General features: G+C 33.8%; 18 protein-coding genes and 2 tRNA genes. 7 read left to right on the forward strand and 13 right to left on the reverse strand.

Going from position 1 to position 18,911, the window contains the following annotated elements; genetic code table 11:
• The first annotated feature begins 74 nt into the window (after positions 1-74).
• Positions 75-2,492, forward strand: coding sequence for a TonB-dependent receptor domain-containing protein (locus ASE21_RS18485; RefSeq protein WP_057124369.1), 2,418 nt, complete (start codon positions 75-77; stop codon positions 2,490-2,492).
• A gap of 100 nt (positions 2,493-2,592) precedes the next feature.
• Here ASE21_RS18485 and ASE21_RS18490 read toward each other — a convergent pair whose 3' ends face one another.
• Both ASE21_RS18490 and ASE21_RS18495 read right to left on the reverse strand, forming a co-directional pair.
• Positions 2,593-3,264: a copper homeostasis protein CutC gene (locus ASE21_RS18490; protein ID WP_057124197.1), complete on the reverse strand. Its 672-nt coding sequence runs from the start codon at positions 3,262-3,264 to the stop codon at positions 2,593-2,595.
• A 188-nt stretch (positions 3,265-3,452) separates the two neighbouring features.
• A complete protein-coding gene (locus tag ASE21_RS18495) occupies positions 3,453-4,460 on the reverse strand; it encodes a 3-oxoacyl-ACP synthase III family protein (protein WP_057124198.1) in 1,008 nt (335 codons plus the stop codon).
• A gap of 264 nt (positions 4,461-4,724) precedes the next feature.
• Here ASE21_RS18495 and ASE21_RS18500 point away from each other — a divergent pair, with 264 nt between their 5' ends.
• Positions 4,725-7,136 carry a prolyl oligopeptidase family serine peptidase gene (locus ASE21_RS18500; protein WP_057124199.1) on the forward strand — a complete coding sequence of 804 codons (2,412 nt, stop codon included), beginning with the start codon at positions 4,725-4,727 and terminating at the stop codon, positions 7,134-7,136.
• 72 nt (positions 7,137-7,208) lie between these two features.
• On the opposite strand, the gene ASE21_RS18505 is transcribed toward ASE21_RS18500, so the two are convergent.
• The 3 genes from ASE21_RS18505 to ASE21_RS18515 all read right to left on the reverse strand — a co-directional run bounded on the left by ASE21_RS18505 (position 7,209) and on the right by ASE21_RS18515 (position 9,475).
• Positions 7,209-8,159: an ABC transporter ATP-binding protein gene (locus ASE21_RS18505; RefSeq protein WP_057124200.1), complete on the reverse strand. Its 951-nt coding sequence runs from the start codon at positions 8,157-8,159 to the stop codon at positions 7,209-7,211.
• 105 nt (positions 8,160-8,264) lie between these two features.
• On the reverse strand, positions 8,265-8,960 hold the full coding sequence (locus ASE21_RS18510) for an OmpA family protein (protein WP_057124201.1): 696 nt from the start codon (positions 8,958-8,960) through the stop codon (positions 8,265-8,267).
• Positions 8,961-8,977: 17 nt separating this feature from the next.
• Positions 8,978-9,475, reverse strand: a complete 498-nt coding sequence (locus ASE21_RS18515; RefSeq protein ID WP_057124202.1) for a lipocalin family protein — start codon at positions 9,473-9,475, stop codon at positions 8,978-8,980.
• 204 nt (positions 9,476-9,679) lie between these two features.
• Between ASE21_RS18515 and htpG the strand changes: the two genes are divergently transcribed.
• The 3 genes from htpG to ASE21_RS18530 all read left to right on the forward strand — a co-directional run bounded on the left by htpG (position 9,680) and on the right by ASE21_RS18530 (position 13,437).
• On the forward strand, positions 9,680-11,563 hold the full coding sequence (htpG, locus tag ASE21_RS18520) for a molecular chaperone HtpG (protein WP_057124203.1): 1,884 nt from the start codon (positions 9,680-9,682) through the stop codon (positions 11,561-11,563).
• A gap of 181 nt (positions 11,564-11,744) precedes the next feature.
• Positions 11,745-12,563, forward strand: a complete 819-nt coding sequence (locus ASE21_RS18525; RefSeq protein WP_057124204.1) for a hypothetical protein — start codon at positions 11,745-11,747, stop codon at positions 12,561-12,563.
• Between the two features lie 136 nt (positions 12,564-12,699).
• The gene (locus tag ASE21_RS18530; RefSeq protein WP_057124205.1) at positions 12,700-13,437 is read left to right on the forward strand and encodes a DUF4369 domain-containing protein; all 738 of its coding nucleotides are present in this window, start codon (positions 12,700-12,702) and stop codon (positions 13,435-13,437) included.
• A 47-nt stretch (positions 13,438-13,484) separates the two neighbouring features.
• On the opposite strand, the gene ASE21_RS18535 is transcribed toward ASE21_RS18530, so the two are convergent.
• The 8 genes from ASE21_RS18535 to idi all read right to left on the reverse strand — a co-directional run bounded on the left by ASE21_RS18535 (position 13,485) and on the right by idi (position 17,203).
• Entirely contained in the window at positions 13,485-13,943 is a 459-nt protein-coding gene (locus ASE21_RS18535; RefSeq protein ID WP_057124206.1) for a DUF5362 family protein, read from the reverse strand.
• Between the two features lie 153 nt (positions 13,944-14,096).
• Positions 14,097-14,170, reverse strand: a tRNA-Thr gene (locus ASE21_RS18540).
• Between the two features lie 107 nt (positions 14,171-14,277).
• Positions 14,278-14,351: transfer RNA gene (locus ASE21_RS18545), tRNA-Thr, on the reverse strand.
• A 76-nt stretch (positions 14,352-14,427) separates the two neighbouring features.
• Positions 14,428-14,694 (reverse strand): hypothetical protein, encoded by a 267-nt coding sequence (locus ASE21_RS18550; RefSeq protein ID WP_012022371.1) that lies wholly within the window; start codon positions 14,692-14,694, stop codon positions 14,428-14,430.
• Positions 14,695-14,751: 57 nt separating this feature from the next.
• The gene (locus tag ASE21_RS18555; protein WP_057124207.1) at positions 14,752-15,720 is read right to left on the reverse strand and encodes a type I phosphomannose isomerase catalytic subunit; all 969 of its coding nucleotides are present in this window, start codon (positions 15,718-15,720) and stop codon (positions 14,752-14,754) included.
• A 61-nt stretch (positions 15,721-15,781) separates the two neighbouring features.
• A complete protein-coding gene (locus tag ASE21_RS18560; RefSeq protein WP_057124208.1) occupies positions 15,782-16,240 on the reverse strand; it encodes a peroxiredoxin in 459 nt (152 codons plus the stop codon).
• Positions 16,241-16,243: 3 nt separating this feature from the next.
• A complete protein-coding gene (locus tag ASE21_RS18565) occupies positions 16,244-16,654 on the reverse strand; it encodes a 6-carboxytetrahydropterin synthase (protein ID WP_057124209.1) in 411 nt (136 codons plus the stop codon).
• A 21-nt stretch (positions 16,655-16,675) separates the two neighbouring features.
• Positions 16,676-17,203 (reverse strand): isopentenyl-diphosphate Delta-isomerase, encoded by a 528-nt coding sequence (gene idi, locus ASE21_RS18570; protein WP_057124210.1) that lies wholly within the window; start codon positions 17,201-17,203, stop codon positions 16,676-16,678.
• A gap of 296 nt (positions 17,204-17,499) precedes the next feature.
• On the opposite strand from idi, the gene msrB reads away from it, so the two are divergent.
• A complete protein-coding gene (gene msrB, locus ASE21_RS18575) occupies positions 17,500-18,054 on the forward strand; it encodes a peptide-methionine (R)-S-oxide reductase MsrB (protein ID WP_057124211.1) in 555 nt (184 codons plus the stop codon).
• A gap of 211 nt (positions 18,055-18,265) precedes the next feature.
• Positions 18,266-18,871 carry a peptide-methionine (S)-S-oxide reductase MsrA gene (msrA, locus tag ASE21_RS18580; protein WP_057124212.1) on the forward strand — a complete coding sequence of 202 codons (606 nt, stop codon included), beginning with the start codon at positions 18,266-18,268 and terminating at the stop codon, positions 18,869-18,871.
• Positions 18,872-18,911 lie beyond the last annotated feature (40 nt).

Below are 18,911 nucleotides of genomic sequence, written 5' to 3' on the forward strand. Positions count from 1 at the left end.
TGAAGCCAAAAAAAAATCAAAACAAACAAAAACAACCTCATCATCAATCAAATCAAAATAATCATTATCGCACTATGAAATTAAAATTCTTTCTGTTCGCATTACTGGGGGTATTTGCAACAGCTCAAGCTCAGAATTCCGGAACGGTCACGGGTAAAATTACCGAAAAATCAAACAATGCGCCTATTTCTTACGCGACAGTTTCTCTTAAAGAAAATGGAAAAGTAGTCTCTGGCGTTAACACAGATGACAATGGAGATTTTGCCTTTAAAAATGTGGCGTTAAAGAGCTATACTATCGAAATTCAGTATATCGGATTTAGAAAATACATTGGTTCTGTGGTTTTAGGTGAAAACAAAAAAACTGCAGCTGTAAATGTTGCCCTTGAAGAAGAGGCTACACAATTAAAAGGTGTAAACATTGTTGCTGAACGCTCAACAATCGAACAAAAGATCGATAGAAAAGTGGTAACAGTAGGAAAAGATTTAACTACTGCCGGAGCTTCAGCATCTGATATTATGAGCAACATTCCATCCGTAAATGTAGATCAGGACGGAAAACTTTCACTTCGTGGAAATGATAATGTACGTGTGTTAATCGACGGACGTCCATCGAACATCGATCCTGCACAGTTATTAAAACAAATTCCTTCAACTTCTATTAAAAAAATTGAGTTGATTACAAATCCAAGTGCAAAATACAATCCTGAGGGAATGTCTGGGATTATCAACATTATTTTGCATAAAAATGCGAATACTGGTTTTAACGGAAGCTATAGCGGTGGAATCACTTTTGGAGAAACAGCAAAATACAATCAATCTTTAGATTTGAATTATAAAACCGGAAAAGTGAATTTCTTTGGAAATGCAGGTAACAACTTTGGTACCTATTTTAACGATGGTCACATTAAAAGATTAGATCAGGATGTTAATCAAAAATTAGATATTTCTAATGATAATGACAACTATTTGTACAAAGTAGGTATGGATTATTTAATTAATGATCACAATACTTTATCTATTTATACCAATCAAAATAAATCGACCGGAACTGGATTAGTAAATACTGATATTGATTACAATAACGGTGATCCTAACATTAAAAATATCTACCAAAAAGCCAGATACCAGGGTCCAAACGAAACAGGAACTTATAATTTAGCGTACAAACATATCTTTAAAAAAGAAGGTCATACTTTAGATTTTGAAGGAAACTACAGTAATACGAGAGAAACTCAAAATGCGAATTTTGATACTCAGACAACAAGTCCTGCAAACGCGGTTAACAGCATCATTTACAACGATTACATCAATGACAAAAGAAAATTAGGTACATTAAATATTGATTATGTTAATCCTTTAAACGACAAAACAACTCTTGAAGCCGGAGCTGAAGCCAGAATTACAAGAACAGATAACGATTATATCACAAGTAACCCTGCAGTTGCTGCTGCTGATCAAATTTCTAATTATAAATACGATACTGATATCTACTCTGCTTATGTTACTTTCGGTCAGAAATATAAAAAATTCAGTTATCAGTTAGGTGCTCGTTTTGAAAGTTATAAAGTTGCAGCTGATTTAAATCACGGCTTTAAAAAATTTGATGACGATTATATTACGTTATATCCATCTGCTTATTTAACTTATAATCTAAATGAGAAAAATGTTTTACAATTAAGCTACAGCCGTCGCGTTGACAGGCCAAGTTTAGAGCAGACAAAACCTATTCGTGAGTTTTCTACTCCGCTGGTTACATCATATGGAAATCAGGAACTAAGACCTCAGTTTACCAATTCTGTTGAAGTAAATTATACTAAAACACTTGAAAAAGGAAGTATTACTGCGGGAGTTTTTGTTAGAAGCATTAATGATCAGATAAGCAGAACTTTAAGCCCAGACCCTAATGATGCTTCCGGATATAAACAAATTTTAAGTTTTGCCAATTACGATCGCAATAGTGCTTATGGTTTTGACATTTCTGCCAACTATAAGCTTACAAAATGGTGGGACATCCAGCCTTCAATTGATTTCTCAAGTATAAAGCAGCAAGGTGTTGTTTTTCAATTTGATCCTGTAACAAATACAAGTTCGCCATTAGAGCGCAGTGTAACAACTTCTGCTTTTAATGCCCGTATGAACTCAAACTTTAAACCTACAAAACGTTTAAGCTTTTTATTATTCGGTTTTTACAGAGGAGGAGTTGAAGAAATCCAGCAGCACAGAAACGAAATGTACAAAATGGATATTGGTTCACGCTATACATTGTTAGACAACAAAATGAACATCAGCTTGCGTTTTAACGACGTTTTCAATACAATGAAATTTTCTTTTGATGGTGTTTATCCTTATCCTCAAACTGGTCAGTTTACATGGGAAAGCCAAACGGTTTACTTAGGTTTAACATACAATTTTGGCGGGGCGAAAATCAAAAAATTAGAGCGTAAACAAAGAGAAGATAATACTAATCAAGGTGGTGGCGGAATGTTTTAATCACCGTTTTAAGAAAAGATATTTTTAAATAATTTTGAATAATTTCTTGTAGAAAAAAGCCTGGAGTATGCCAACTCCAGGCTTTTTTATTTAATGAGTATTATAGAAAGTTTCGCAATTCTTTTATTTCTTCCGGATTTGCAATTTCTGAGTCATTTGTAATTGCCGATGAATGATAAAAAGTTAAATCCAATCGTTCCTGCAGCAATTTGATATTTGAAGAACGCAGGCCTCCGCCAGGCATTATTTCGATTCTGTCTCCGGCAAGTTTTTGCATTTTTTCTAAAATTAAAATGCCTTCTTCAACATTGATTCCCTGCCCAGAAGTTAAAATAGTTTTAAATCCGCAGTCAATAATATCTTCCAAAGATTTTTCTGCATTTTTTACAACATCAAAAGCACGATGAAAAGTGCAGGAAAGCGGATGCGCTAAATGCACTAATTCTCTGTTTTGCTTTTTATTAATACTTCCATTTTCTTTTAAAATCCCGAAAACAAAACCATCAACTCCAAGTTTTTTATATTGCTTGATATCTTGTTTCATTTCTGTAAGTTCTTCATCAGAATAAACAAAATTACCTCCGCGTGGCCTGATAATAACGTGCATCTTTATATTCAAACTTTCACGGACTTTTAGCACCAAAATAGAGTTTGGTGTTGTTCCGCCAAGTTTCATATTTTCGCATAATTCTATTCGGTCTGCTCCATTTTCCTGAGCAATTAATGCCGATTCGTAATTAAAGCAGGCTATTTCCAGTTGATTTTTTTTCATTACTTATTGCATTTATTCATAGTTTGTCATTGCGAGGAACAAAGCAATCTCATCTCTTTTCTTCGATTAAAAAATTTGCCAATTGTTATTGTGATTGCTTCGTTCCTCGCAATGACAGAAACAAAATTATAAAAAAACCTGCCCTTAAAAAAAAGCAGGTTTTAAAATATAATGTAAAATGAATTAATTTACCATTTAATAATTGCACTCGCCCAGGTAAATCCGCTTCCGAAAGCTGCCAGAACTACTGTGTCTCCAGATTTGATTTTTCCTTCTTCCCATGCTTCTGTCAGAGCAATTGGAATTGAAGCTGCAGTGGTATTTCCGTATTTCTGAATGTTATTATGAACCTGATCATCTGTAAGTCTGAATTTATTCTGAATAAATTGAGAAATTCTCAGGTTTGCCTGATGCGGAATCAGCATATCAATATCAGAAACCTGAAGACCATTTGCTTCTAAACCTTCGTTTATCACTTCTGCAAAACGAACTACAGCATTTTTAAATACAAATTGTCCGTTCATGTAAGGATAGTAACTTTCATCATTTGGATCATTATCTGCAATAATGTCTGTTACCCAGCGCGCTCCCATCCCCGGTGCCTGCAAAGCCAATTCTTCTGCATGCTGTCCTTCAGAATGTAAGTGTGTAGATAAAATTCCTTTTGCCAAATCTTCTTCGCGACTTAAAACTGCTGCTCCTGCTCCATCTCCAAAAATAACAGAAACGCCGCGTCCGCGTGTTGTCATGTCCAATCCAGTTGAGTGAACCTCAGAACCAATAACTAAAATGTTTTTATACATTCCGGTTTTAATATATTGATCTGCAACAGATATTGCATAAACAAACCCCGAACATTGATTTCTAACATCTAAAGCTCCCACAGTTCTTAATCCTAAATCACGCTGTACTAAAACGCCGGGTCCAGGAAAATAATAATCAGGACTTAATGTAGCAAAAACTACAAAATCAATATCTTCTTTGGCTACGCCAGAACGTTCGATTGCAATTTTAGCCGCTTTTACTCCCATTGAAGTTGTAGTATCTTCTCCGCGAATAATATGTCTTCTTTCCTGAATTCCTGTTCTTTCCTGAATCCATTCGTCATTGGTATCCATTATCTTAGACAAATCATCGTTTGTCACAACATTTGAAGGAACATAATATCCTAAGCCTGCTATTTTTGAATGATACATATAGTATTGTTATTTGTTAAAAATTTAGAATGCAAATTTACGCATACTTTAAAACATAAGAGTACAAATTACTATTTTTTTCGTTATTAGCAATTTAATATACTTTAATTATAAGAGTGTTTAAAAACAATTACTTTTTGAAAAAGCAGTTTTCAAAGCAATTCATTGAAAAGAATGAAAAATAAGAATTAAAATGTAACAAGACTAAAGTATCTTAGACAAACATTTGAATACCATTTTTTTTAAACCCTAAAAATTCAACTCATAAAATTAAAGGTTACGATCTTCTTATTCTTTAATATTGTTTCTTTTTCTTTTGCTCAGGAAAATGTAACCTACCAAAAGCCTTCTAAATCTATTTTAGATCTGGCCGATTACCAAAGAGCCCCAACGGTTTCCATGGATACTAAAAAAGAAAATATGCTTTTAATGTATCGAAACACCTATAAAACACTCGACGATTTAAATCAGGAAGAAGTTCGTTTAGCAGGAATTAGAATTAATCCCGTTACGAACATATCGAGTACAGTAACTTATATAACGAACCTTAAACTTCGTAAAATAAATGGAAAAGACGAAATTCAGGTTTCCGGCTTACCTGAAAACCCAAAAATCACCAATATTCTTTGGTCTCCAAACGATAAAAAGATTTTGTTTTCGCATACTACAAACTCAGGTGTCGAACTTTGGGTTTTAGATGTAGCATTGGCGCAGGCAGTTAAGCTCACCGAAGCGACCGTAAATGCAAATCTCGGAAATCCGTTTAACTGGTTTTTAGACAATGAAACTATTTTGGTAAAAATGCTTCCCAAAAACAGACAGCCGATTCTAGATTCTAAAAAAGATTTACCAAAAGGCCCAATTGTCTCTAATACTTCCGGAGAAAAATCTCAAAACAGAACGTATCCTGACATGCTGAAAAACAAAAACGATGAAGCTAATTTTGAAACCAGTATTACATCTGAATTATATAAAGTCAAACTAAATGGAGATGCGGTTTTATTTAAAGAAGCTGCCATGTTTGCCGGAGAGAAAATTTCGCCAGACGGAAATTATATTATGCTGACTACAATCCAGAAACCTTTTTCGTATGTTGTGCCATTAAACAGATTTCCATCTAAAACAATCGTTTATGACATTCGAGGAAAAGAAATTAAAACGGTTAATGAAGTTCCTTTAAACGAAATTATGCCAAAAGGATTTATGGCTGTCAGAAAAGGAAAAAGAGAAATGACATGGAGAAGCGACAAACCGGCTACTTTATCTTATGTAACAGCATTAGACGAAGGCGACCCTGCAAATAAAGTAGATTTTAGGGATGAAGTTTTTCTTTGGGATGCGCCTTTTGACAAAGATGCTGTATCGCTGATAAAAACACCACAGCGTTTTAATACCATAATTTGGGGAAATGATAATCTCGCAGTTGTTTCTGACGAATGGTACGATACGCGAAATGAAAAAACGTATTTAATAAACCCCTCAAATCCTGCTCAGCAGCCAAAATTAATAACAGACAGAAATTCTCAGGATGTTTACTCTGATCCGGGAGTTTTTGAAACCAGAAAAAATGAATTCAATAAATACGTTCTGGCTTTTGAAAAAGATAATCTTTACAGAATTGGAGACGGTTATACAAAAGAAGGCCAGTTTCCTTTTGTAGATGAATTTAATGTAAAAACACTAAAGTCAAAGCGTCTTTATACTTCACGTTACAAGGATAAAAAGGAAGAAATTTTAGAAATTGAAGATTTTAAATCTGGTAAAGTTTTGGTTCAGATTCAGTCAAAAAGTGAGTATCCAAATTACTTTTTCAGAAACATAAAAAAACAAAATAACCTAACCCCTATTACCGATTTTAAAAACCCATTTGAAAGTATTAAAAATGTCAGCAAAGAAGTAATTAAGTATAAACGTAAAGACGGACTGGAGCTTTCCGGAACTTTATATCTTCCTGCAGGTTATGATAAAACTAAAAAAGAAAAACTGCCTTTATTAATCTGGGCATATCCGGCAGAATATAAAGACAGAAACAGCGCGTCGCAGTCGACTCAAAATTCAAACGAATTTACATTTCCAAATTATGGATCGTTTGTATACTGGGTAACTAAAGGATATGTTGTTTTAGACGATGCTGCTTTTCCAATTATTGGAGAAGGAACCACGGAACCCAATGACAATTTCATTTCGCAATTAGTCGATAATGCCGAAGCAGCAATTAATGCTGTTGATGCTTTAGGATATATTAATCGTAAAAAAGTCGCAATTGGCGGACATTCTTATGGTGCTTTTATGACAGCAAATTTATTAACGCATTCTAATCTTTTTGCTTGCGGAATTGCACGAAGCGGCGCTTACAACAGAACACTGACACCGTTTGGTTTTCAGTCTGAACAGCGTAATTATTGGGAAGTTCCTGAAGTTTACAATACAATGTCGCCTTTTATGAATGCTGATAAAATGAAAACTCCACTATTATTGGTTCATGGCGAAGCAGATAATAATCCCGGAACTTTTACTTTGCAGACCGAACGTTATTTTCAGGCTTTAAAAGGCTTGGGAGCACCGGCAAGAATGGTAATTTTACCAAAAGAAGCACATGGTTATGTTGCTAAGGAAAATATTCTGCATTTGCTTTGGGAAGAAGATCAGTTTTTGGAAAAGTATTTGAAAAACTAATTTAAATATACTATAAAATAAATAACCCGACAAGTTTAAAAAACTGTCGGGTTTGTTTTTTATATAAATGTTTTATAAATAATTTAATCCGAGAAATATTTCCTGTTCCAGCGGAAGGTCGATTTCGCTTTCAAAAAATATTAATTGTCTTTTATAAACGGTTTCCACTAAATAATGTCCTCCCCTAAAATAAGTCCTTCTGATTTTTACCGGAAGTTTAGATTCTGAAACCATTTTAAACTGATGCGGATAAACCAGCGTTTTATGTGTTTCATCTTCATAAGGAAGTAATAAATGGGTTGCAATTTCATTTACCTCTCCAAATAATGAAGCCACATATTTAGTCTGCGGATCTTCATATATTTTTGTCGGATCTCCTTTTACGATAACTTCTCCATGTCGCATCACGATTGCTTCATCTGCAAAAGAAAGGGCATCTGTGCTATCGTGAGTAGCTATAATACAGGTAATTCCTTTTTGTTTTAGATATTTGAATAGGTTTCGGCGTAAGGCATTTTTACGAAAAGCATCAATCTGGCTGAAAGGCTCATCCAATAAAATTACTTCCGGCTCTAAAGCCAAAACCCTGACCAAAGCTACTCTCTGCTGTTGTCCTCCACTTAAAAATTTAGCTTTTACATTTGAAAACTGTTCCATCTCAACCATTTCAAGTAATTCCTGAACACGAAGTTTTTTCATGTTAGCAAAACCATTAGAAAGGAATTTACCAACATTCTCGGCCACAGTTTCATAAGGAGACAAATCAAAATCCTGTGCCAGATATTTCATAAATGGCATTCCCGGAATCAAATTGTATTTTGGTCCCAAAACAGGTTTTTCATTATAAAATATTTTTCCTTCATCTAAATCAAACAAACCGTAAATAAGCTTAAGGAGCGTACTTTTACCGCACCCGCTTTCGCCGATAATGGCAATATTTTCACCTTTATTGATTGTAAAAGAAACATTATTGATAACTGGTTTATCAGTATACGAAAAAGATATATTTTGAATATCAAGCATGAGTTGTAATTAGAGAGGTCAAATTTACAATGTTTAATTTCTAAAGTCAAAAAAAAGCCGCTTCAATTAAGAAACAGCTTTTTTTATATTTTATTTTGTCTGAAATTATTTTCCAGCTTCAGTTTTTGCATCATTAACCATTTTGTCATTTGCAGTAATTGCAAATTCCACACGACGGTTTTGAGCTCTTCCTTCCGGAGTATCATTTGTTGCAATAGGATCAGCAATTCCTAAACCTGAAGTTTTAAAACGGCTTGATTTTAAACCTTTTGAAACTAAATAAGCCTGTACAGAAGCCGCTCTTTGCCCTGAAAGTGTCAGGTTATATTCTGGTTTCCCTGTATTGTCAGTATAACCAAAGATTTGAATATCAGTATCTCCATATTCATTAAATACAGGAACTAATTTATCTAAGTTAGTTTTTGCCTGAGAAGTCAAAGTTGATTTATTGGTATCAAAACGTACAGCATTTTCATTTAAAGTTAAGTGAATTCCCTCACCAACTCTTTCTACTGTAGCACCTGGTAAAGCCTGATCGATTTCACGAGCTTGTTTATCCATTTTATTTCCAATTAAGGCTCCGGTTCCACCACCAACAGCAGCTCCAATTGCAGCTCCTAAAGCAGCGTTTCCTCCTTTACCTAAATTATTTCCCAACACAGCACCAATTACACCTCCGGCAACGGCACCAATCCCAGCTCCTTTTTGAGTATTATTAGCATTTTTTACTGAATCGCAGCTTGCAAATAAACTAACTAATACAAGTAAACTACTTAAACCTAAAACTGTTATCTTTTTCATATTTCTTATTTTAAATATTAATTAGCTCTTTGAAATTGGTAAGTCACGTCTTTAACCTGCCCGCCAACATTAATGTTATCAATTAACTGGAATGAACTTTCAGTTACACCGGCAACTTTAAGCAAATAACCGTCTCTTACTTTTTTGGCTTTTTCACCGGCATCAAGAATTTTCAGGATAAACATTCCCTGATTGTTGATACTCCATACAATTGGTGAAGAAAATCCGGTACAATTTGGAGATGTTAAAGCCATTGTTCCTTTATTATTATTAGAAATAAAGCTCCATGTACTTCCGATAAAACATTTAGAATCAGCTAAATCAAAAGAATTTACTTTGATGTAATCAGAACCCGGATACGACACGTTAGTTAAAACCCAATTCCCTTTTAAGGCTACCTGAGTTGGTCTGTCGAGTTTTTTAGAAAGTGTTTGGTCTGTCGAAGCTGTTGACGAAGCCGATTTACACGCAAAAAACATAGCGGCAATCAGGCATATAAAAATACTCTTCTTCATTTTATACAATTTTTTTAGATTATTATTTTGCTATTTTAACAATTATTGTACCACAAATATACGATTGATTCAGGTATTTTGTGTTTTAGAATCTATTTATTTTCTTTCAAAATTAACATTTCCGCCAATTTGTCATCTCAAAAAAATTGGTATTTAATTTGAATAAGTGAAAACCATCAAGTTAAATTCAAAAAATAAAAAAATATGACAACAGGTAAAATTAATGTTTCAGTAGAAAACATCTTTCCCTTAATCAAAAAGTTCTTATACAGCGATCACGAAATCTTTTTACGTGAGCTGGTTTCAAATGGAACCGATGCTACTTTAAAGTTAAAACACTTAATCAGCATTGGTGAAGCTAAAGTTGAATACGGAAATCCGGTTATCGAAGTTAAGGTTGATAAAGAAGGAAAAAAAATCCACATTATTGACCAGGGTTTAGGTATGACAGCTGATGAAGTTGAAAAATACATCAATCAGGTTGCCTTTTCCGGAGCTGAAGAGTTTTTGGACAAATACAAAGATTCTGCAAAAGATTCCGGAATTATCGGACATTTTGGTCTTGGTTTCTATTCTGCTTTTATGGTTGCAGAAAAAGTAGAAATCATCACAAAATCTTACAAAGATGAACCTGCTGCACACTGGACTTGCGATGGAAGTCCGGAATTTACTTTGGAGCCGGCTGACAAAACTTCACGTGGTACAGAAATTATCCTGCATGTTGCCGAAGATTCTTTAGAATTCTTAGAAGATTCTAAAATCAGTGGTTTACTGAATAAGTATAATAAGTTTATGCCTATTCCAATTAAATTTGGGACAAGAACAGAAACGCTTCCAAAACCAGAAGATGCTCCGGAAGATTATGTTAACGAAACAATAGAAACGGACAACATCATTAATAATCCAAATCCGGCATGGACAAAACAGCCTTCTGAATTATCTGATGAAGACTATAAAAACTTCTACAGAGAATTGTACCCAATGCAGTTTGAAGAGCCGTTATTCAACATTCATTTAAATGTAGATTATCCTTTTAACTTAACTGGTATTTTGTATTTCCCAAAATTGGGTACTGATATGCAGATCCAGAAAGATAAAATTCAGCTTTACCAAAATCAGGTTTATGTTACTGATAACGTAGAAGGAATTGTACCAGAATTTTTGACGATGCTAAAAGGGGTAATTGATTCTCCGGACATTCCGTTAAACGTTTCTCGTTCTGGCTTACAGGCTGATGGAGCGGTTAAGAAAATCTCAAATTACATTACACGTAAAGTTGCTGATAAATTAAAAGCTTTATTTAACGAAAACCGTGCTGACTTTGAAGCAAAATGGAACGACATTAAAATCGTTTTAGAATACGGAATGCTTTCTGAAGATAAATTCTACGAAAAAGCGGGCGCATTTGTTTTATACCCAACTGTAGACAACACTTACTTTACTTTAGAAGAATTAAAAGAGAAGTTAAAAGAAAATCAAACTGATAAAGATGGTAAACTGGTAGTTCTTTATGCGGGAAATAAAGAAGAACAACACTCTTATATTCAGACTGCAAAAGAAAAAGGTTACGAAGTACTGCTTTTAGACTCTCCAATTATTTCGCATTTAATTCAGAAAATTGAAAACGACAATAAAGACTTAACTTTTGTTCGTGTCGATTCTGACCATATTGATAATTTAATTAAAAAAGAAGAAAACACGATTTCTAAATTATCTGATGAAGAAAAAGCAACTTTAAAAACTTCTTTAGAAGCGTATATTCCAAAAGCTTACAGTGTTCAGTTAGAAGCTATGGATTCTCAGGCAGCACCATTCATTATTACACAGCCAGAATTTATGCGCAGAATGAAAGAAATGAGCCAGACAGGCGGCGGCGGAATGTTCGGAATGGGAAATATGCCGGAAATGTACAATTTGGTTGTAAATACTAATTCTGATTTAGCTTCAAGTATTTTAAATACAGAAGATAAAACGCATCAGGAGCATTTAGTAAAACAAGCATTAGATTTGGCTAAATTATCTCAAAACCTTTTAAAAGGTGAAGCCTTGACTGCTTTTGTAAAAAGAAGCTTTGAAATGATTAAATAATCTTTCATAAGAATATTTCAAAATCCTGCAGATTATTTCTGCAGGATTTTTTGTTTTATACTGATTTATAAACATTTAAAACAATAAAATTCTAAAAGCAGATTTTTCATGATTTTGTTCGTTAATTATTTTTTTTCTTACATTTGAATGCCTTTTAATCTAATCTTAAACAAAAACCAATATGAAAAAAACTGCTATTTTAATTTCAGCAATTTGCGCCTCTGCACTAATTTATGTTTCCTGTTCGAGCGACGAAGTAGTTAATCAGGCAGATACAACTGCCGTAGGAGCTTCTGTAGTAATAGATGCTGTGAACGAAATGGACGTCAAAACCGGATTAGCTGTAACGAACACAAATGCTGCAGCAAAACCATCTGAAACCTCCCCGGGAGTCTGCGCCAACATTACTGTTGAAACTCCAAACGGAACATCTTATCCAAAAGTCTTTACAGTAGATTACGGAACAGGATGTGCAGTAAGCAACATTACAAGAAAAGGAAAATTAAAAATTACACTTTCCGGTCCGGTCATTACAACCGGAAGCAAAATGACAATTGAGAGAATCGATTATTACATTAATGGTCTTAAACTAGAAGGAACAATTGAATATACGAATACCACTACTGTTGCAACCGTACCGCAATGGACGAGAAAAGTAATCAACGGAAAATTTACTGATTTACTTGGAAGGGTTTTTACAAATTCAGGAACAATTACTGTAAAACAAACTGCAGGAGTTGATACACCGTATGTTTTAGAGGATAATATTTACGAAATGCCGGAAGGAAATCATACCGTAACTTCTGAAAAAGGAGGAACTCTTACCCTTACTGTACAGGAAACATTAGTTAAAAAATATTCATGCGAGTATGTTTCTAAAGGAAAATTAAAAATTCAGGGCGGATATTTAAACGGCGTTGTAGATTATGGAAATAATGACTGCGACACGAAATACACCTATACGCATGAAAACGGAGCAACTTACAATTTGGCAATGTAATTAATTCATTTTTAAAAAAATATCCAAATCCCAATTTAGAAATAGATTGGGATTTTTATTTTTTTGAAAAATTAAACAGCGGCATATTTACATTCAAACTATTTTCTTTATTTTGCACCCAAAATCCAATAAACTAATGAAAAAATCTATTATTGCCTTTGTTACGCTTGCACTGCTTGCATCATGTAGCAAAAAAGAATCTGCCCCTGATAATCTACACCTTACAGGAAATATAAAAGGTTTAAAAACCGGAACTTTATATATTCAAAGAATCGTTGATACCTCTCTTGTAGCTATCGACAGTATTAAAATTGACGGAAATGCAGCTTTTGAAAGAGATATTAAACTTGAATCTCCGGAAATGCTTTATTTATTCCTCGATCGTGGCGTAACCAATTCTTTAGACAATAATATTTTATTTTTTGCTGAACCTGGAAACATTAATATTGATACCAACTTAGATAACTTTATTGCCAGCGCAAAAATTACCGGATCTAAAAATCAGGAATTATTTGAAGAATATAAAAAAGTAAATTCCCGTTTCATAGACGAAAACCTTTCAATGGTCGAAGCCCGATTTAAAGCTATAAAAAGACAAGATCAAAAAGCAGTTGACAGCATCGACGCCAAACAGCAGTCAAATATTAAAAGAAAATATTTATATGCTACAAACTTTGCGATCAACAATAAAGATCATGAAGTATCGCCTTATATTGCTTTAGCAGAGATTTATGACATTAATATCAAATTTCTGGACACGATTCAAAAATCAATGACTCCAAAAGTAGCTCAGTCCCTTTACGGAAAAAAGCTTACTAAATATGTAGCGGATATTAAGAAAGAAGAGCAGCAAGCTCCTGCCGCAGCAGAATAAAAAAAACGTCCTGAAATTCAGGACGTTTTTTTTTGATTTATTTGAAATTATCTTCCAAACAGGACCCCTAATAAAGAAAACAAAATTACAAGTCCATACAGTACCAGCATCACAATCATTAGAATGCCAATAAATTTGTAGTGTGATTTTAAATAGCCAAATGATTCGGTCAATGCTTCAGAATCATTTTCTCTAAAAGCTCTTTTTCCGTTTGAAGAGAACTTAAATAAATAATACACAGGAAAGAAATAAAGGGCCGCCAATAACAAATAAACAAAACTTATTATGGCGCCAAACGATCCGCCATACATTCCCATTCCGGGCATTGTACTGGCCATTGTAGAAAAAAGTGCTCCTGCAAAAACTGCAATCAGTACTAAAAAGGCAATGCCGACAAAACCAATAATAGACAGGAAATAGGCCCATTTATTAATTTCTTTTAAAAACTCTTTTGATGATTCATTAAGGTGAAGTTCAAATTTTTCAAATACTGAAGATTCTTCCATTTTTTTATGTTTTGGTTAAGAAACAAACATAAGAAAATTTTTAATTATTTTATCTTAAATTTCAAATTGAGATATCAAATGGAAAATAAGTTTTGAGCAGATTGAAATTAAAATTGAAGCAAAAAAAAACCACCACAATTGTGATGGTTTTTGAGCCGATAGAGGGACTCGAACCCACGACCTGCTGATTACAAATCAGCTGCTCTAGCCAGCTGAGCTACATCGGCCTATTTTCGGGTGCAAAGATAAAATTGTTTTTTAATATTCCAAAAATAATTTGACACCTCTCTCTATAATTAAAAAAACCATCACATTTCTGTGATGGTTTCCGTTGAGCCGATAGAGGGACTCGAACCCACGACCTGCTGATTACAAATCAGCTGCTCTAGCCAGCTGAGCTACATCGGCGTCATTACGGGTGCAAATATAAAGCGGTTTTTCGTTTTCCCAAAATAAATTTGCACTTTTTTACACTTTTTTTTGTTTACAATGCGTTGATTTTTTCAATCAATTGATTAGCAGTTTGTTCTAATTCAACATTGATTTGTTTGAAATGTGCTTTTTTATTTTCAACGTTCTTAGCGTTCACTTTTGTAATCAAAGTATCAAATGCAGCAATAGCTTCATCGATTAAAGCATTCGTTTCCGGAGTAGGATTTCCTGTTGTAGACATCTCAAACAAGTAAACTGCCTCAATAATATCTCCTAATACAAAATTGATGTCTTTCTTTAAATTCTTAACGTTTGCCATTTTTATTATAATTTTAATTTGCGTCTGCAAAAGTACACATAATCTTTAGATTAAGTGCTATGAAATGTAAATTTCTAAAATTGAAGCTTTTCCAGTTAAATTAAATGCATTTATCGCAGCAGGAACTAAAACAGTATCACCTTTTATATAAGTGTGTTTAAATCCTTCATATTCGATTTCAAAACTTCCCTCAATGCACATGTAAACGGTAAATGTTTCTCCGGATTTAGAAATTGCAACTTTATCTTCTAACGGAATAAAGTTGGTTGTAAAATAAGGACAATCTACAACTACATTAGAAGTATTTGGTTTTGAGTCATATTTTTTCTGTGTATCGACTTTATTGTAGTTTATTGCATCAAGTGCTAAATCTACGTGCAGTTCTCTTTTGTTTCCCTGTGCATCTACACGATCAAAATCATATAAACGATACGTAATATCAGAAGTCTGCTGGATTTCTGCAACAACCAAGCCTGCTCCAATTGCATGAACAGTTCCGGTTTCTAAAAAGAAAACATCTCCTGCTTTTGCTTTTACATCATCTAAAATTGAAACTAATGTATTGTCATGCAAATGTTTTAAATATTCTTCCTTACCGGAGTTTTCTTTAAAACCAACAATAATTCTCGAATCTGTATCGGCCTGCATCACATACCACATTTCGGTTTTCCCGAATGAATTATGACGTTCTTTTGCTAATTTATCGTTTGGATGAACCTGGATAGAAAGATCTTCTCTTGCATCAAGGTATTTAAAAAGCAAAGGAAATTGCTTTCCAAAACGCTCGTGAACTCTTGTTCCTAAAATTTCGTTTGGCATTTCATTAATAAGTTCCATTAATGATTTACCTTTTAAATCGCCGTTGGCAACAGTGCTTACATCACCTTCTACTGTCGACAGTTCCCAGCTTTCACCGGTAATTTTAGACGTAATTGGTTTGTTTAATAATGTTTTTAATTTTTCACCTCCCCAGATTCTTTCTTTTAGGATTGGCTCAAATTGCAAAGGGTATAAATTTGGTTTCATATTCTAGTTTTATGGGCTAATATCTTTATTAATTTATAAAAGGTAATACTATTTTCTTAATTTAGAGCACTAATTCTTTTATTATTTCAAGTGCTTTCGAAATGTGTTTTGCAGCGTTCATACTATCAAAAATATAAATTACAACTCCATTTCTGTCAATAATATAAGTTACTCTGCCTGGTAAAAGTCCAAACAAATTATTTTTCACGCCAAAAAGATGTCTCAGTCTTTTGTCCTGATCTGAAAGTAAAATGAATGGCAGTTTGTGTTTATTGGCAAATTTATGGTGTGATTTTACACTATCGGCACTAATACCAATTACTTCTGCGCCCAAGTCTTTAAAATCTTCGTATTGATCCCTAAAGCTACAGGCCTCGGTTGTACAGCCGGGTGTATTATCTTTTGGATAAAAATAAATCACTAATGGTTTTCGACCCAGGTAATTCTGGCTTTCAAAAATTTCTCCGTGACTATCTTTTGCAGTAAAATTCGGAACTATATCTCCTATTTTTAATGACATTTATTATTCTCCTTTATAGGTTACAAAATTGCGGTCTGTTTCATACAGTACGATTTCCAAATCAAAATCGGGCTGAATTCTTTTTTTAATTTTATTCCATATCACAACCGCAATATTTTCTGCAGTTGGATTCAAATCCTGAAATTCCGGAACATCCAGATTCAGGTTTTTGTGATCAAACGGAATTTCTACTTCTTCGAGTATAATATCCGCTAATACTTTCACATCTAAAACAAAACCAGTTTCCGGGTCAATTTTTCCTGTAACACTTACTGTTAAACCATAATTATGACCATGAAAATTAGGATTATTACATTTTCCAAAAACAGCATTGTTTTTTTCTAATGACCAATCCTTCCTATGCAGTCGATGTGCAGCATTAAAATGTGCTTTTCTTGATATGGTTACTCTCATTTAGGTCTTTGGTTAATTTGGTTATAATTTATGGTCTTCGAGATAATGATCAAATTCATCAAAAATTATCTTAAACCATACGGTATAAATTTCGGGCTGTTTTTCTATATCTGCTTTTACATCTTCAATGCTCATCCATTTCCAGTCTTCTACTTCGTCCGGGTTAATATTGGGTTCCTCATTATAGTAGCCAATCATAACATGGTCTAATTCATGCTCTGTCAATCCGTTATCAAATGGAGCTTTGTATATAAAGTGAAAGAGCTCTTTCAACTCTGCTTTAAAACCCATTTCCTCAAACAGCCTGCGGCTTCCGGCTTCAATATTGGTTTCGCCTTCACGCTGATGACTGCAGCACGTATTGGTCCACAGCAAAGGAGAATGGTATTTATGATGAGCTCGCTGCTGCAGCATGATTTCATTTTTATTATTTAATATAAAAACCGAAAAGGCGCGATGCAAAAGCGCTTTTTCATGTGCTTCTAATTTTGGCATTAAGCCAATTGGTTCATCGTTTTGATTAACTAATATTACGTTTTCTTCTGTCATAAGGTGCATTGATTTAACAAAAATACGAAAAAAGAAATGGCTATAAAATCCTGGAAAACATTGTGAAAAGTTTAACTACTTCATCGTTTTTGTAAAATTTTGATTTACAGCGCACTGCAAGTCATCTTATCTCAAAAAACCTTTAAAAATAAGATTTAAAAACTATAGGAATTTGTTTTACGTAAATAATGAAAAGTTAAAACATACTTAAATATATCTGAATTGTAAAATAGGCGACATTTCGAAGATAAAACTCGCCGTATCTTTGAAATTCAGATTTAATCACCCAAGAATATATGAAATCTAAAAACTTAATTTTCAGCATTTGTTTTTTAATCCCGCTTTTTATTTTGCAGGCATGCGGACAGAACACAAAAAAACAACCTGCAAAAACCATTACTATGGAAAATAAAATCAGTAAACCCGGAAATCCTTATTATTCGAACACTGACACCACTAAGTTAAATGTGAGTAATGCCGAATGGAAAAAGGTTTTACCCGAAGATGTTTACGCCGTAATGCGCGAAGCTGATACTGAAAGACCTTTTACAGGAAAATACTGGAACACAGACGAAAAAGGAACTTATTACTGTGCTTCGTGCGGCAACATGCTTTTCAGATCGACTGCCAAATTTTCAAGCAGCTGCGGATGGCCGAGTTTCTTTGAACAGGAAAACAAAAAAAGTGTGATTTTTAAAAACGACAACTCACTCGGAATGGAAAGAATTGAAGCCCTTTGCGGACGCTGCGGCGGGCATTTAGGCCATCTGTTTGACGACGGACCTCAGCCAACCGGAAAACGTTACTGCATGAATTCGATTGCACTTGATTTTATTCCTGATTCTAAATAATCATTCAAACTTTTCAACACATAGAAACATAGATTTTTAAGCTCGTAAAAAGAGTTTTGAAAGAAACATGTTTCTGACACATAGTAAAAGATTAAAAAATTCATTTCAGTACTTTTCAATTTAGTAAAAGCTATGTGAATTTAGTCAAGTAAACGCCTTTATTTAAGATTACAGATCTATGTTTCTATGTGTTTAACAAAAAAATCTCATTATGAAAAACCTACTTTTAATCTGCCTGTTTACTTTATCAATAAGCGGATTTTCTCAAAATAAAAAACCTAATCTGGAAACCATTACGCTTGGCGGAGGATGCTATTGGTGTGTTGAAGCTGTTTATGAAAATCTTAACGGAGTAAAATCTGTTGTATCCGGATTCTCCGGAGGAAAAACTGTAGACCCGTCTTACGAAGATGTTTGCACCGGAACAACCGGCCATGCTGAAGTCGTACAGATTACTTACGACAAAAACGTAACTGATATTAATGAAATATTCAAAGTGTTTTTTACCGTTCACGATCCAACAACTTTAAACCGTCAGGGTGCAGATGTTGGCACACAATACCGCTCTGTAATTTTCTATAAAAATGCCGAACAGAAAAAAGCTGCCGAAAGTATTATCGCCGAATTAAACAAAGCTAAAGTTTACAACAATCCAATTGTTACTAAAGTAGAGCCTTTCAGGGTTTTCTATAAAGCCGAAGATTACCATCAGAATTATTATGCAAACAATAAAAATCAGCCGTACTGCAAAATGGTGATTCAGCCTAAAATAGAAAAATTTGAAAAAGTGTTTAAAGACAAACTCAAAAAGAAATAAAAAATACAACGCATAAAAAAGGGAAATGAGTTATTCATTT

The organism is Flavobacterium sp. Root901, from assembly GCF_001429765.1.
In the GTDB taxonomy this organism is placed as follows: domain Bacteria; phylum Bacteroidota; class Bacteroidia; order Flavobacteriales; family Flavobacteriaceae; genus Flavobacterium.